The organism is Streptomyces sp. LaBMicrA B280 (genome assembly GCF_049222185.1).
GTDB lineage: Bacteria > Actinomycetota > Actinomycetes > Streptomycetales > Streptomycetaceae > Streptomyces > Streptomyces murinus.
Map to the genome: position 1 here is coordinate 214,154 of NZ_JBMJCT010000004.1, position 13,325 is coordinate 227,478.

Sequence of the window (13,325 nt, forward strand, 5' to 3'; positions counted from 1 at the left end):
CCCGCACCACCCGCATCACCTGAACCACCCTGTGATCCCGCACGCGGAACTCCGCGTGCGGGATCCGTTCGTTGGCCGGTACTTTGCCTGATGGCGGGATCCGTTCGCGGTCGCGGTACGTCCCATCCGTACCAGGCGGGCCAACCGGCGGCCCCGCAGAAAGGCGGTCCCCCCATGCGCCGTACGACACTTCTCGCCCTCGCGGCCACCCCCCTGCTCCTCGCGGGCTGCGGCACCCACACCACCCCCACCGGCAGCGCCAAGGTCTCCCCGGCCCCCGGCGGCCCGGTGTGCCGCAACGACGTGCGGCTGACCGCCGCCGACAGCGGTCGTACCGTCTGCGTGGCCAAGGGCGGAGAGGTACGGCTGAGCCTCGGCGGCACGAAGGAGCGCCCCTGGAAGCCGGTCGCGGTCACCGGCGGCGCCCTCAAGGCGATCAACTCCGGCCTTGTCGTCCGGCCGGGCACCGCCGAGGCCGCCTACCACGCGAGCGCGCCCGGCACCGGGAAGCTGACGTCCTCCCGCCCCATGTGCGCGACCGCCCCCGGCCAGATGTCCTGCAAGGGCATCCAGGAGTGGACGGTCACCGTGACGGTGAAGAGCGGCTGACCGGTCCGCACCGTTTCTAGGCGAGGTGGCGCACCTGGTCCCACAGGACCGGGTCGACCACCCCCACCCGGCGGCGGAAGTCACCGACCGGCACCTCGCGCAGCTCGTCGGTCTGCAGGAAGCTCGGGCGGCCCCGCGCGTCGCCCACCGCGCCGGGCGGCAGCGGGATCACCCCGGCGCGCTCGTCGTGGTACTTGGTGGTGATCTTCGCGACCGTGGCCCGGTCCCCGCGCACGGCCAGCACCAGACAGGGCCGGTCCTTCGCCCGCCCGTCGCCCGCCGCCACCCTGTCCGACGCGCTGCGCGCGGCCCCATTGGATTCTGCGCGGTCCTCGTACGGGACGTTCGCCCACCAGATGTCGCCCGGTGACGGGCGCCCGCCGAGGGCGGCCCCGGCCTGCCGGGGCCTGCTGCCCGCCCGGCCCGGTGGCCGCAGCCGCCGCCCGGCGCACCGCTGCTCAGCTGGATGTAGTCGCCCGGCTGGACGGTCTTGGACGCCAGGATGTGGACGCCCGCGAAGAGGTTCGCGAGGGTGTCCTGAAGCGCGAGCGCCAGCCACCAGGACGTGTCCATACGACGACGTTACCGGCGCGCGGCGCCGGGCGCGCGCCCTTGTACGGATCCCGTGCGCCCCGGGCACCAGCCGAACCGGTGACAGCACAGGTGAGTTCGCCCACAACGGCCCCTGGCAGAGGAGCGGCCCGCGCCCGGGCGCCGTACGCTCGACGGACCGCACGACCCCCGTCAGCCCTTTTTCGAGGTTCCTCGCCCCCCATGAGGACCCTCGGCCCACCTGTCTTCGCCTACGGAGGTTTCTGCTTCATGAAGCTCACCGTCGTCGGCTGCTCGGGGTCGTTCCCGTCCGCGGAATCGGCCTGCTCGAGCTACCTCGTCGAGGCCGACGGCTTCCGGTTGCTTCTCGACATGGGCAACGGCGCCCTGGGCGAGATGCAGCGCCACTGCGGTCTCTACGACCTCGACGCGATCTTCCTCAGCCATCTGCACGCCGATCACTGCATCGACATGCTCGGGTACTTCGTCGCCCGCTACTACCGCCATGACGGCGGCCGCTGCGCGGCGCTGCCGGTCTACGGGCCTGAGCACACCGAGCACCGGCTGACCACGGCGCACGGCGACACGCCTGCCGCCTCCGCGATGAGCGAGGTCTTCGACTTCCGCACCGTCAAGCCGGCCACGTTCGAGATCGGCCCCTTCACGGTGCACACCGACCGGGTCCGCCACCCCGTGGAGGCGTTCGCGATCCGGATCGAGCACGGGGGCAGATCCCTCACGTACTCCGGGGACACCGGGGTCACCCCCGCACTGGACGAGCTGGCCCGGGACACCGACCTGTTCCTGTGCGAGGCCGCGTTCACGTACGGCAAGGAGAACATCCCCGATCTCCACCTCAACGGCCGCGAGGCCGGCGAAACCGCCACCCGCGCCGCCGCCCGCCGCCTGGTCCTGACCCACATCGCCCCCTGGACCGACCCGGAGATCAACCTCCGCGACGCCCGCGAGGCGTTCCCCGGCCCGGTGGAGCTGGCCGCGCGCGGCGCGGTGTACGAGATCTGAGGGTCCGGTAGGAGCCGGTACGCGCACGAAGGCCCCGGAACCTGGTCGGTTCCGGGGCCTTCGTCAGGTCGTACGGAGCGGCCTCACGCCTTCGTGAGGTCCTCCACCTCTTCCTCGGGCTCGCGGCCCGGCGTCTTCAGGTCGAACTTGATGATCGCGAAGCGGAAGACGGCGTAGTACACCGCGCCGAAGACCAGTCCGATCGGGATGATCAGCCATGGCTTGGTCGCCAGATGCCAGTTGAGCGCGTAGTCGATGAAGCCGGCGGAGAAGTTGAAGCCGGCGTGCACGCCCAGCCCCCATGTCACGGCCATGGACACCGCGGTGAGCACGGCGTGGACCACGTACAGCAGCGGCGCGATGAACATGAACGAGAACTCGATCGGCTCGGTGACACCGGTGACGAAGGAGGTCAGCGCGAGGGAGACCATCATGCCGGTGACGACCTTGCGGCGCTCGGGCCGGGCGCAGTGCGCGATCGCGAGGGCGGCGGCCGGCAGGCCGAACATCATGATCGGGAAGAAGCCGGACTGGAAGAGACCGGCGGACGGGTCGCCCGCGAGGAACCGGGTGATGTCGCCGTGGACGACCTCGCCGGACGCCTTCTTGAAGTCGCCGATCTGGAACCAGGCCACCGTGTTCACGAACTGGTGCATGCCGATCGGGATCAGACCGCGGTTGACCAGACCGAACAGCGCGGCGCCGACGGCCCCGAGGCCGGTCATCCACTCGCCGAAGTGCGTGATGCCCTTGCCGATGGGCTCCCAGATCAGGAGGAAGAAGACGCCGACCAGCGTGCCGACGAAGGCCATCAGGATCGGCACCAGGCGGCGGCCGTTGAAGAAGCCGAGCCAGTCCACCAGCTTGGTGCGGTGGAAGCGCTGCCACATCACGGCCGCCAGCAGACCCATGATGATGCCGCCGAGGACACCGGGGTCGTTGTAGGTGGCGTCCACGATCTTGCCGTGGGCGTCCACGTGCTGGTCGACCAGGGGGAAGGCCTGGAGCACCTTGCTGTAGACGAGGAAGCCGACCACCGCGGCCAGGGCGGTGGAACCGTCGGACTTCTTGGCGAAGCCGATCGCCACGCCTATGCAGAACAGCAGCGGGAGCGAGCCGGTCAGGGCACCGCCGGCCGCGTTGAAGACGGTCGCGACCTTGTCCCAGCCGAGGCCGTCCTTGCCGAAGATGTCATCCTGGCCCAGTCGGACCATGATGCCCGCGGCCGGCAGTACGGCGATCGGGAGCTGAAGGCTCCGGCCGATCTTCTGCAGGCCCTGGAACAGGCCCGCTCCCCGCTTCTTTGCGGGGGCCGCCGTGGCGGTGGCGGTGCTCATACGTCGTCCTCCATCGGGTGGTGGTCTACACCACTCACTGGTGTAGACCTGTTGTAGCACGATGAAGGTGCCGTAAGGAACCACGAATTCCGCGACCGGAGCGCTACGCGCCGTGCAGGGCGGGGCCGCCGCGCGGGCGGGCCGGGGGAGTCAGAGTCCGGTCACGTCCTCGACCTCCGCCTCCGGCTCGCGGCCCGGGGTCTTGAGGTCGAAGCGGGTGATGGCGAAGCGGAAGACGGCGTAGTAGACCACCGCGAAGCACAGGCCGATCGGGATGATCAGCCACGGCTTGGTCGCCAGATGCCAGTTGATGACGTAGTCGATCAGCCCCGCCGAGAAACTGAAGCCGTCGTGCACCCCGAGCGCCCAGGTCACCGCCATCGACACCCCGGTCAGCACCGCGTGGATCGCGTACAGGAGGGGCGCGATGAACATGAACGAGTACTCGATCGGCTCGGTGATACCGGTGACGAACGACGTCAGCGCCACCGACAGCATCAGCCCCCCGACCTCCTTGCGGCGATGCGGCTTCGCGCAGTGCGTGATCGCCAGCGCCGCGGCCGGCAGCGCGAACATCATGATCGGGAAGAAGCCCGAGGTGAACTGCCCCGCGTGCGGATCGCCCGCAAGGAACATGCTGATGTCACCGTGCACCACCGTCCCGTCCGGCTGGGTGTAACTGCCGAACTGGAACCAGATGGGCACGTTCAGGAACTGGTGCAGGCCCACCACCAGCAGCGCCCGGTTGGTGACACCGAACAGCCCCGCCCCCCACGCCCCGGCCGCGTGCAGCCAGTGGCTGAAGCTCTCCAGCCCCGCACCGACCGGCGGCCACACCCACAGGCACAGCGCCGCGAACAGGATCGCCGCGAACGCCATGAGGATCGGCACCAGACGGCGTCCGTTGAAGAAGCCCAGCCAGTCCACCAGCCGCGTCCGGTGGAACCGCGCCCACAGGAACGCGGCCAGCAGACCCAGCACGATCCCGCCGAAGACCCCCGGATTCTGGAAGGTGAACGCCGCCACCGTCCCGTCCCCGGCCCGGCAGCCGATCCCCGCCAGCGCCGTCGAACCGGCCGGGCAGTCCTCGGGGAACTGGTGCAGCACCCCGTAGTAGACGAGAAAGCCCGCCACCGCCGCGAGCGCCGTGGAGCCGTCCGCCTTCTTCGCCATCCCGATGGCCACGCCCACACAGAACAGCAGCGGCAACCCCAGCGAACCGTCCAGCAGCGCCCCGCCCGCGCCCCGCATCACCTTCGCGACCGTCGTCCAGCCCAGCCCGTCGGCGCCCACCACGCCCTGCTGCCCGAGCCCGATCAGCAGCCCCGCCGCCGGCAGCACCGCGATCGGCAGCTGGAGGCTGCGCCCCATCTTCTGCAGCCCCTGGAACAACCGGCCCCAGCGCTCCCGCGCCACACCCCCCGTCGCGCTCCCCTCGCTCATGGGCGTCCTCCGGCCACTCGGCGGCCACTCGACTCGGGCGCGGTTTGGCGACCGTCCCTCCGCTGGTGTAGACCAGTTGCCCGGACGGTTCCGCTGTCGTGAACGCCATCTTTCGGCACGGACGGCATGACCGCTCGCGAAGATGGGCCAACTGTGGGTTACTGCGACAAAGCGGTTCGGATCAGGGGAGAAGCAACATGGCCAGCAAGGCTGAGAAGATCGTCGCCGGCCTCGGCGGGATCGACAACATCGAGGAGATCGAGGGCTGCATCACCCGCCTGCGCACCGAGGTGTCCGACCCCTCGCTCGTGAACGACGCCGCCCTGAAGGCCGCCGGTGCCCACGGTGTCGTCAAGATGGGCACCGCCGTCCAGGTCGTCATCGGCACCGACGCCGACCCGATCGCCGCGGAGATCGAAGACATGATGTGAACCCCGGGACCCGTACGGGTTCTGCCGGGATTCACCGGTAAGGGGCTCCTCCCGACGCGGGAGGAGCCCCTTCCGTATCTACGGCTAGGCTCCATGTCATGTCTCGCATCGACGGCCGTACCCCCGATCAGCTCCGCCCGGTCACCATCGAACGCGGATGGAGCAAGCACGCCGAGGGCTCCGTCCTCGTCTCCTTCGGCGACACCAAGGTCTTCTGCACCGCCTCCGTCACCGAGGGCGTCCCGCGCTGGCGCAAGGGCAGCGGCGAGGGCTGGGTCACCGCGGAGTACTCCATGCTGCCCCGCGCCACCAACACCCGCGGCGACCGCGAGTCGGTCAAGGGCCGCATCGGCGGCCGCACCCACGAGATCTCCCGCCTCATCGGCCGCTCCCTGCGCGCCGTCATCGACTACAAGGCGCTCGGCGAGAACACCATCGTCCTCGACTGCGACGTCCTCCAGGCCGACGGCGGCACCCGCACGGCGGCCATCACCGGCGCGTACGTCGCCCTCGCCGACGCCGTCACCTGGGCGCAGGGCAAGAAGCTGATCAAGGCCGGCCGGCAGCCGCTGACCGGCACGGTCAGCGCGGTCTCCGTCGGCATCGTCGGCGGCGTCCCCCTCCTCGACCTCTGCTACGAGGAGGACGTGCGCGCCGAGACCGACATGAACGTCGTCTGCACCGGCGACGGCCGCTTCGTCGAGGTCCAGGGCACCGCCGAGGCCGAGCCGTTCGCCCGCGACGAGCTGAACGCGCTGCTCGACCTCGCGGTCGGCGGCTGCGACGCGCTGGCCGCGCACCAGCGGGCGGCCCTGGAAGCCGTGCTCGCCCCCTGACGGGCAACCTGCCGGCCCCTCCCCGCGTCCTACCTCTACGCAGTAGAGGGACACCCGGGGAGGGGAACATCATCATGGCCGCCAGCCGAGGCCGTCTCGCCGCCGTCATGGCGACCGCCGCGCTCACCGCAGGCCTCGTCGGCGGCTGCGGCGCCGTGCACAAGGCGATGGACTGTGTGCACACCGCCGACACCATCGCCGACGGCGTCACGGATCTTCAGCAGGCGGTGGAGAACGCCGCGCACGACCCCGGGCGGGCCGATTCCGCGCTCGACACGATCGAGAAGAACGTGCGGAAGATCGGCGACAAGACGGACGACGCCGATGTCAACAAGGCGGTGGACGATCTGGACAAGGCCGTGGGCCATGTTCGTACGGCCATCCGTAACGGGGACCGGACGCCGGACGTCGGACCGGTGACGGACGCGGCGGGGGAGCTGACGAAGGGGTGCGCGAAGTAGTCGGCCGCGGGCCCGTCCCGGCTAGTCGAGCAGCTCCCCGCGCCCCTTCGGGCCGCGCTTCAGCGACCGCTTGCCCGCCTTGCGCTCCACCCCCACCCCGCCCCAGAACGCGAAGCCCCCGATGACCACCCTCGGGGCGCCCGGGTCCGCGAGGCCCTCGTCCCGCGGGTGTTCGAACGCGCCCATGATGCCCAGACCGCGTACGACGACCTCGACACCCGGCGGCACGGTGATCTGCGCGCCGCCCAGCAGGGCCACGATGTTGATCTGCACCTCGCGGTCGGCGAAGTTCGCGTCACGCAGATCGAGGTTGGCGCCGCCCAGGAACGCGAAGCACTTGAAGCGCTTGGGCACGGTCCAGCGGCCCTTGCGCTCGAAGCCGGACAGGATGGCGATGCCACCCGAGGACGAGCCCTCCCCGCCGACGATGCGAGAGGCCCAGTCGTCGCCCTGAACCGGCGCCTTGCTGAAGGAGACCGGCGCGGGGGCCGAGCCCGCGGGCAGGTCACGGGTGATCGGGACCAGCTCGCCGTACGTACGCGCCGCGTACGTCGCCTCCAGCCGTTCCTCGAACTCACCCATGTCGAGGCGCCCTTCGGCGAGGGCGTCGCGCAACACCTCGGCGACCCGTTCCCGGTCGGTGTCGGAGGCGCGGAGTTCGGGACGTGCGTCGTCGGTCATGGCAGCAGCCTACGAGACCGCCTTCTCCGCGTACATCTTCGCGATGACGGCCTCGATGTCCGGCTCCCGCACCGACAGGTCCACCAGCGGATACCTCGCCGCGAGATCCGCGACCAGCGGCGCCGCCGACTGCCCCGCCGGAAACGCCAGCCACTGCCGGGGCCCCTCCACCCGCACCACCCGCGCCGCCGGCACATCCACCGGCGGCAGCTCCCGCTCCAGGTCCACCACCAGGGTCCGCTCACTCTCCCCGGCCTCGTGCAGCCCCGTGAGCGCGCCGTCGTACACCAGCCGGCCCTGGTCGATCACCATCACCCGGGAGCACAACTGCTCGATGTCCTGGAGGTCATGGGTGGTCAGCAGCACGGTCGTACCGCTCACGGCGTTCAACTCCCGCAGGAACCCCCGCACCTTGGCCTTGGAGACGACGTCCAGACCGATCGTCGGCTCGTCCAGGTACAGCACCTCCGGATCGTGCAGCAGCGCCGCCGCGATGTCCCCGCGCATCCGCTGCCCCAGCGACAGCTGACGCACCGGCGTGTCCAACAGGGTCCGCAGCTCCAGGAGCTCGACCAGCCGGTCCAGGTTCTCCCGGTAACGCGCGTCCGGGATGCGGTACATGCGATGGGCCAGCCGGTAGGAGTCGAGCAGCGGCAGATCCCACCACAAAGTGGTGCGCTGCCCGAACACCACCCCGATGCGGTGCGCGAGGCGCGCCCGCTCCCGTGAGGGGTCGATGCCCGCCACCCGCAGCCGCCCGCCGCTCGGCGTCAGAATGCCGGTCAGCATCTTGACCGTGGTGGACTTCCCGGCGCCGTTCGGCCCGATGTAGCCCACCATCTCCCCGCGCGCCACGGTGAACGACAGCGAGTCCACCGCCCGCACCTCGTGCCGCTCCCGCTTGAGGAAACCGGTCCTGCGGCGCACCGAGAAGACCTTCTCCACCTTCTCCAGCGCGATGAAGTCGTCCATGAGGCCCTAGCTCCCTGTGCTCCGGTACGAACGAAGTCCCGCCCGCCAGGCCAGCCCGGCCAGCGCGCAGCAGCCCGCCGCCACCAGCGGGGTCGTCCAGGCCACCCAGCCCGGCAGATCCAGCGGATACGGCCGCCCGAGGAGGTAACTCGCGGGCAGCCAGTTGACGAAGGCCAGCGGCAGCACGAACGTCACCCCGCGCACCAGCTCCCGGCCGAACACCGTCGGCGGGTACTGGAGCAGCGTCGTACCGCCGTACGTGAACGCGTTCTGCACCTCCGCCGCGTCCTGCGCCACGAACTGGAACGCCGCCCCCGCCACGAACACCGCGCAGAAGATCCCGCAGCCCGCGAGCAGCGCCACCGGCATCAGCAGCAGCCGCCCCACACTCCAGTCGACGTCCAGCCGGGTCAGCGCCCAGCCCAGCACCAGCGAGCCCTGGGTCACCCGGCCGAGGCGGCGCAGCGCGAACCGGTCCGCCGCCACCTGCGCCAGTATCGGCGCGGGCCGCACCAGCAGCGCGTCCAGCGTGCCGTCCCGCAGCCGCCGGCCCAGCCGGTCCATCGAGCCGATCACCAGGTCCGCGAGACCGAAGGAGACCGCCGACAGGCCGTACAGGAACGCCACTTCGGGCAGCGTCCAGCCGCCCAGCGCACGCACCCGCGAGAACATCAGCATGATCGCGACGAAGTCGAAGAAGGTCGCCGCGAAACTCCCGAACGTGGTCATGGCGAACGACGCCCGGTACGTCATCGTCGACCGGATCCACATCCCCGCGATCAGCCCGTACGCCCGCGCCCCCGCCGCGAGCCGCCCGCGCTCAGCCACCCTGCACCACCACCCGCCGCGTCGCCACCGACTGGAGCAGCCGCCCGCCGCCCAGCAGCACCACGGCCCACGCCCCCTGGAACAGATAGGTGCGCCCCGGGTCCCCCTGCCCCAGCAGGATGTCCGCGGGCGCCTGGAGGAGCGACGACCAGGGCAGGGCGCGTACGACGGTGCCGAGCGCCCCCGGGAACACGTTCAGCGGCAGCAGCATCCCCGAGCAGAAGTAGCCGAGCAGCCACGTCATCTGGCTCACGCCCGTGCCGTCCAGCAGCCAGAACGCGCTCAGCGCCACCAGATAGCGGATGCCGAAGCCGACCAGCATCGCCAGCAGCACGGCCAGCAGGAACGCGGCCCAGGTGCCCGGCTCCGTCGGCAGGTACGCCGGAAAGACCAGCGCGCCGAAGACGAACGGCACCACGCCCCGCCCCAGCAGCTGGAAGAACGCCCGGCCCAGATCGGCGGAGAGCCACCACAGCTGGAGGTCGGCCGGCCGGTACAGATCGATCGCCACATCCCCCGTGCGGATGCGTTCCATCAGCTCGTCCTCGACGCCCCCGCCACTGATCGCGAGCGTCGACAGGAAGGCCTGACCCAGCCACACATAGGTGACGGCCTGCGCCTGGTCGTATCCCCCCAGATGCGGTTTCAGGTCCCATAGGGCCTTGTAGGTGTAGACGAGAATGAGCCCGAAGACCGTGTTGGTGAAGACCCCTGCCGCAGTGGCGGCCCTATACGTCGCGTACCGTCTGAATCCCCCTAACGCGACGGCCGCGTACAACCGTCCCGCGCCCACGTCAGTCGACCTCCTCGGACAGCTCGACACCGAAGCGCAGGAGCCTAGTCCGGAGGCCCGGCGGCCTGCCACGCATTTTGTGGCCGAAGCGTGCCGGAATCCGGGAACGGAACGCCAGGTGCGAGAGTCTTCAAACGGGGGGCCGCAGAAGGCGTACGAGGCGTACGGCGACGTACGACGCGAAACAGGAGTCCGTGCACGACATGAGCGACGAGCCACAGCCGCAGCAGCCGAACGAAGGCGTGGCACCGGATAAGCCGCTGCCGGCTGCGAGGCCCGGGACCCCGACGCCGGGATCCCCCACCACCCCGTCGGAGGGGGCCGGCCGAGTGAAGGACACCGAGGAATCGGGGAGGGACGAGGAATCGGATAAGCCCGAGGCGGCACAGAAGCCCGCGGGATCCGGGAAGACCGGGAGGCCCGAGCGGGCCGAGGGGTCCGAGGGGCGCGCCGACGACGCGACCTTGACCGAGGGCTCCGGCGCGGCCGAGGCCACCGGGAAGGCACAGGGCGCCGACGGCACCCGGGGCGCGGGCAAGGCCCGGGGCGAGGCCGACGACACGCCCGCCGGTGACCGTGGCGCGACCCGGGACTCCGGGACGGCGACCGCGGACGCGGCGCGCGCTGCCGTGCCCGCGCCCCAGGACCGTACGGCCTCCATCGCCCGCGCCCGGCAGGCGGCGCGGGACGCCCGCACCGAGAAGGGCGCGGCCACGGCCGCCGAGGGCGAGGGCACCGCCGAACGCGGCGGGACCGACAAGCCCACCGGCACCGGCAAGCCGCAGGTACCGGGCGCCCGTACCCCCGAACAGCCCGCCGAGAGCACCCAGGTGCTGCGCCGCGTCACGCCGCCCCGGGAGCCCCGGGACCCCGCGAAGGGATCCGGCAAGCCCGGTCAGTCCGGTCAGCCCGGCAAGCCCGGCCAGGACACACCGGCACCCGAGACGACCCAGGTGCTCCGCCGCGTCAACGCCCCGCGCAAGGGCGAGCCCGGCGGCCCCGCCACGACGGGCACGTCCACGACCGGGGCGAACGCGAGCGGACCCACCGGCCACACGACCGGCTCCCGGCCGGGCGGCCCCCGCCGCACGGGCGGCGCGGCGGCAGCAGGAGCCGCCGGTGCCGCGGCCACCGCGAAGGCCGCGGGCACGGCCGGTGCCGCGAGCGCCGCGAACGCCACCGCCGGTGCCGCCTCCGGCCCGACGCCCCCCACCGCCTCGGACACCGCCACCGGCACCGGCGCGGACGACGGCAAGGGCAAGGGCAAGGGCAAGGGCAAGACCAAGGCCAAGAAGCCCAAGCGCACCGGATGGCGCCGCCTCGTACCGACCTGGAAGATGGTGCTCGGCACCTTCGTCCTCCTCGTGCTCGCGGTCGTCGGGCTGTTCTTCGTGGGCTACTCCCTCGTCAACATCCCGCCCGCCAACGCCCTCGCCACCAAGCAGGCCAACGTCTACCTCTACGCCGACGGCTCCCAGATCGCCCGCGACACCCGCGACAGCCAGGTGAACCGCGAGAAGGTCACCCTCGGCGAGATCTCCAAGAACGCCCAGCACGCCGTACTGGCCGCCGAGGACCGCGACTTCTACACCGAGTCCGCCATCGACCCCAAGGCGATGCTCCGCGCCGCCTGGAACACCGCCACCGGCAAGGGCAAGCAGTCCGGCTCCACGATCACCCAGCAGTACGTGAAGAACTACTACCTGGCCCAGGAACAGACGGTCACCCGCAAGGCCAAGGAATTCTTCATCTCGATCAAGCTCGACCGGAACAAGTCCAAGGACGAGATCCTCGAGGGCTACCTCAACACCAGCTACTTCGGCCGCAACGCCTACGGCATCCAGGCCGCCGCCCAGGCCTACTACGGCCGCGACGCCAAGGACCTCGACCCGGCCCGCGCCGCCTACCTCGCCGCGCTCGTCAACGCGCCCAGCGAGTACGACGTCGTCGCGCACCCGGAGAACAAGTCCGCGGCCGTGGCCCGCTGGAACTACGTCCTGGACGGCATGGTCAAGCAGGGCTGGCTCAGCCAGTCCGAGCGCACCGGGATGAAGTTCCCCATGCCGAAGGAGCAGACGCTGTCCACCGGCATGTCCGGCCAGCGCGGCTACCTCGTGGACGCCGTCAAGCACTACCTGATCGCCAACCACATCCTCGACTCCGACCAGCTGGAGGCCGGCGGCTACCGCATCACCACCACCATCCAGAAGAGCCGGCAGGACGCCTTCGTCAAGGCCGTGAACGACCAGCTGGTCTCCAAGCTGGACAAGAAGGCCCTCAAGGCCGACAACTACGTCCGCGCGGGCGGCGCCTCCGTCGACCCGAAGACCGGCCAGGTCGTCGCGATGTACGGCGGCATCGACTACGTGAAGCAGTACACCAACGGCGCGACCCGCGGTGACTTCCAGGTCGGCTCCACCTTCAAGCCCTTCGTCTTCGCCTCCGCCGTGCAGAACGGGTCCACCACCCAGGACGGCCGCCGCATCACCCCGAACACCCAGTACGACGGCACCAACGAGCGCCCCGTACAGGGCTGGAGCGGCGGCGCGTACGCCCCGCAGAACGAGGACCTGAAGTCGTACGGCCAGATCACCGTCACCAAGGCCACCGACCTGTCGGTGAACGCCGTGTACGCGCAGATGGCCGTCGACGTCGGCCCGAGCAAGGTCAAGCAGACCGCGATCGACCTGGGCATCCCCGCCGACACCCCGGACCTCCAGCCCTACCCGTCCATCGCGCTCGGCCCCGCCACCGCCAGCGTCCTGGACATGGCGGAGGGATACGCCACGCTCGCCAACCACGGCAAGCACGGCACGTACACCATGGTCAAGAAGATCACCCGCAACGGCACCGACGAGGTCAAGCTGCCCGACAACACCGTCAAGCAGGCCGTCAGCCGCGCCGCCGCCGACACCACCACCGCCATGCTGAAGAGCGTGGTCCAGGGCGGCACCGCCGTCGCCGCGCAGACCTCGGGCCATGTGGCCGCCGGTAAGACCGGTACCGCGGAGAACGACACCGCCGCCTGGTTCGCCGGCTACACCCCCGACCTCGCCACCGTGGTCTCCGTGATGGGCCAGGACCCGGTGACGGCCAAGCACATGCCGCTGTACGGCGCGCTCGGCCAGACCCGTATGAACGGTGGCGGCCCGCCCACCCAGATCTGGGCCCAGTACACCCGCGACGCCCTGAAGAACACCCCGGCCTCGTCCTTCGACCTCCAGCTCCAGGAGGGCGCGGACCAGCCGCAGCCGCCCGGCCCCGGCGACCCCAGCGCGTCCGCCACCACGGACGGCGGCGACACCGGCGGCTCCACCGAGCCCGGCGGCACCCCGAGCGGCACCCCCACCGACGGCGGC

13 protein-coding genes and 1 pseudogene are annotated in these 13,325 nt (G+C 71.0%); 6 read left to right on the forward strand and 8 right to left on the reverse strand.

What is annotated here, in order from left to right:
* Positions 1 to 174: 174 nt before the first annotated feature.
* The gene (locus ACLF5H_RS04500) at positions 175 to 609 is read left to right on the forward strand and encodes a hypothetical protein (RefSeq protein ID WP_421674750.1); all 435 of its coding nucleotides are present in this window, start codon (positions 175 to 177) and stop codon (positions 607 to 609) included.
* Between the two features lie 16 nt (positions 610 to 625).
* On the opposite strand, the gene ACLF5H_RS04505 is transcribed toward ACLF5H_RS04500, so the two are convergent.
* Together ACLF5H_RS04505 and ACLF5H_RS04510 are read right to left on the reverse strand one after the other, a co-directional pair.
* A complete protein-coding gene (locus tag ACLF5H_RS04505; RefSeq protein ID WP_421674775.1) occupies positions 626 to 1,045 on the reverse strand; it encodes a type II toxin-antitoxin system PemK/MazF family toxin in 420 nt (139 codons plus the stop codon).
* A 5-nt stretch (positions 1,046 to 1,050) separates the two neighbouring features.
* Positions 1,051 to 1,164, reverse strand: a pseudogene (locus ACLF5H_RS04510) (mechanosensitive ion channel domain-containing protein); the annotation flags it as partial.
* A 267-nt stretch (positions 1,165 to 1,431) separates the two neighbouring features.
* Between ACLF5H_RS04510 and ACLF5H_RS04515 the strand changes: the two are divergent.
* Positions 1,432 to 2,184: an MBL fold metallo-hydrolase gene (locus ACLF5H_RS04515; protein WP_421674751.1), complete on the forward strand. Its 753-nt coding sequence runs from the start codon at positions 1,432 to 1,434 to the stop codon at positions 2,182 to 2,184.
* Positions 2,185 to 2,267: 83 nt separating this feature from the next.
* On the opposite strand, the gene ACLF5H_RS04520 is transcribed toward ACLF5H_RS04515, so the two are convergent.
* Positions 2,268 to 3,521 carry a PTS transporter subunit EIIC gene (locus tag ACLF5H_RS04520; RefSeq protein WP_421674752.1) on the reverse strand — a complete coding sequence of 418 codons (1,254 nt, stop codon included), beginning with the start codon at positions 3,519 to 3,521 and terminating at the stop codon, positions 2,268 to 2,270.
* Positions 3,522 to 3,671: 150 nt separating this feature from the next.
* Entirely contained in the window at positions 3,672 to 4,964 is a 1,293-nt protein-coding gene (locus ACLF5H_RS04525) for a PTS transporter subunit EIIC (protein ID WP_421674753.1), read from the reverse strand.
* A 197-nt stretch (positions 4,965 to 5,161) separates the two neighbouring features.
* Here ACLF5H_RS04525 and ACLF5H_RS04530 point away from each other — a divergent pair, with 197 nt between their 5' ends.
* The 3 genes from ACLF5H_RS04530 (at position 5,162) to ACLF5H_RS04540 (ending at position 6,692) form a co-directional block, all read left to right on the forward strand.
* Positions 5,162 to 5,395 carry a glucose PTS transporter subunit EIIB gene (locus tag ACLF5H_RS04530; RefSeq protein ID WP_037651475.1) on the forward strand — a complete coding sequence of 78 codons (234 nt, stop codon included), beginning with the start codon at positions 5,162 to 5,164 and terminating at the stop codon, positions 5,393 to 5,395.
* A 98-nt stretch (positions 5,396 to 5,493) separates the two neighbouring features.
* On the forward strand, positions 5,494 to 6,231 hold the full coding sequence (gene rph / locus ACLF5H_RS04535; protein WP_421674754.1) for a ribonuclease PH: 738 nt from the start codon (positions 5,494 to 5,496) through the stop codon (positions 6,229 to 6,231).
* A gap of 74 nt (positions 6,232 to 6,305) precedes the next feature.
* Positions 6,306 to 6,692, forward strand: coding sequence for a hypothetical protein (locus ACLF5H_RS04540; protein ID WP_421674755.1), 387 nt, complete (start codon positions 6,306 to 6,308; stop codon positions 6,690 to 6,692).
* Between the two features lie 21 nt (positions 6,693 to 6,713).
* On the opposite strand, the gene ACLF5H_RS04545 is transcribed toward ACLF5H_RS04540, so the two are convergent.
* Genes ACLF5H_RS04545 through ACLF5H_RS04560 form a run of 4 tightly spaced genes read right to left on the reverse strand, consistent with a single transcriptional unit; the run spans position 6,714 to position 9,966 of the window.
* Complete coding sequence (locus tag ACLF5H_RS04545; protein WP_421674756.1) at positions 6,714 to 7,373, reverse strand: DUF1707 SHOCT-like domain-containing protein; 660 nt, start codon at positions 7,371 to 7,373, stop codon at positions 6,714 to 6,716.
* Between the two features lie 9 nt (positions 7,374 to 7,382).
* On the reverse strand, positions 7,383 to 8,345 hold the full coding sequence (locus tag ACLF5H_RS04550; RefSeq protein WP_421674757.1) for an ABC transporter ATP-binding protein: 963 nt from the start codon (positions 8,343 to 8,345) through the stop codon (positions 7,383 to 7,385).
* Positions 8,346 to 8,351: 6 nt separating this feature from the next.
* Positions 8,352 to 9,116 (reverse strand): ABC transporter permease, encoded by a 765-nt coding sequence (locus ACLF5H_RS04555; RefSeq protein WP_421674776.1) that lies wholly within the window; start codon positions 9,114 to 9,116, stop codon positions 8,352 to 8,354.
* Positions 9,117 to 9,165: 49 nt separating this feature from the next.
* On the reverse strand, positions 9,166 to 9,966 hold the full coding sequence (locus ACLF5H_RS04560) for an ABC transporter permease (protein ID WP_421674758.1): 801 nt from the start codon (positions 9,964 to 9,966) through the stop codon (positions 9,166 to 9,168).
* A gap of 830 nt (positions 9,967 to 10,796) precedes the next feature.
* On the opposite strand from ACLF5H_RS04560, the gene ACLF5H_RS04565 reads away from it, so the two are divergent.
* Positions 10,797 to 13,325 (forward strand): transglycosylase domain-containing protein (locus ACLF5H_RS04565; protein ID WP_421674777.1); only part of this gene is annotated, 2,529 nt, incomplete at its 3' end.

What these genes read in the sequence shown, in the direction of transcription:
- ACLF5H_RS04530 (WP_037651475.1), top strand. Translation starts at nt 5,162, where the DNA reads ATGGCCAGCAAGGCTGAGAAGATCGTCGCCGGCCTCGGCGGGATCGAC.
- ACLF5H_RS04525 (WP_421674753.1), bottom strand. Translation starts at nt 4,964, where the DNA reads ATGAGCGAGGGGAGCGCGACGGGGGGTGTGGCGCGGGAGCGCTGGGGC.
- ACLF5H_RS04540 (WP_421674755.1), top strand. Translation starts at nt 6,306, where the DNA reads ATGGCCGCCAGCCGAGGCCGTCTCGCCGCCGTCATGGCGACCGCCGCG.
- ACLF5H_RS04500 (WP_421674750.1), top strand. Translation starts at nt 175, where the DNA reads ATGCGCCGTACGACACTTCTCGCCCTCGCGGCCACCCCCCTGCTCCTC.
- ACLF5H_RS04545 (WP_421674756.1), bottom strand. Translation starts at nt 7,373, where the DNA reads ATGACCGACGACGCACGTCCCGAACTCCGCGCCTCCGACACCGACCGG.
- ACLF5H_RS04550 (WP_421674757.1), bottom strand. Translation starts at nt 8,345, where the DNA reads ATGGACGACTTCATCGCGCTGGAGAAGGTGGAGAAGGTCTTCTCGGTG.
- ACLF5H_RS04555 (WP_421674776.1), bottom strand. Translation starts at nt 9,116, where the DNA reads ATGTGGATCCGGTCGACGATGACGTACCGGGCGTCGTTCGCCATGACC.
- ACLF5H_RS04520 (WP_421674752.1), bottom strand. Translation starts at nt 3,521, where the DNA reads ATGAGCACCGCCACCGCCACGGCGGCCCCCGCAAAGAAGCGGGGAGCG.
- rph (WP_421674754.1), top strand. Translation starts at nt 5,494, where the DNA reads ATGTCTCGCATCGACGGCCGTACCCCCGATCAGCTCCGCCCGGTCACC.
- ACLF5H_RS04515 (WP_421674751.1), top strand. Translation starts at nt 1,432, where the DNA reads ATGAAGCTCACCGTCGTCGGCTGCTCGGGGTCGTTCCCGTCCGCGGAA.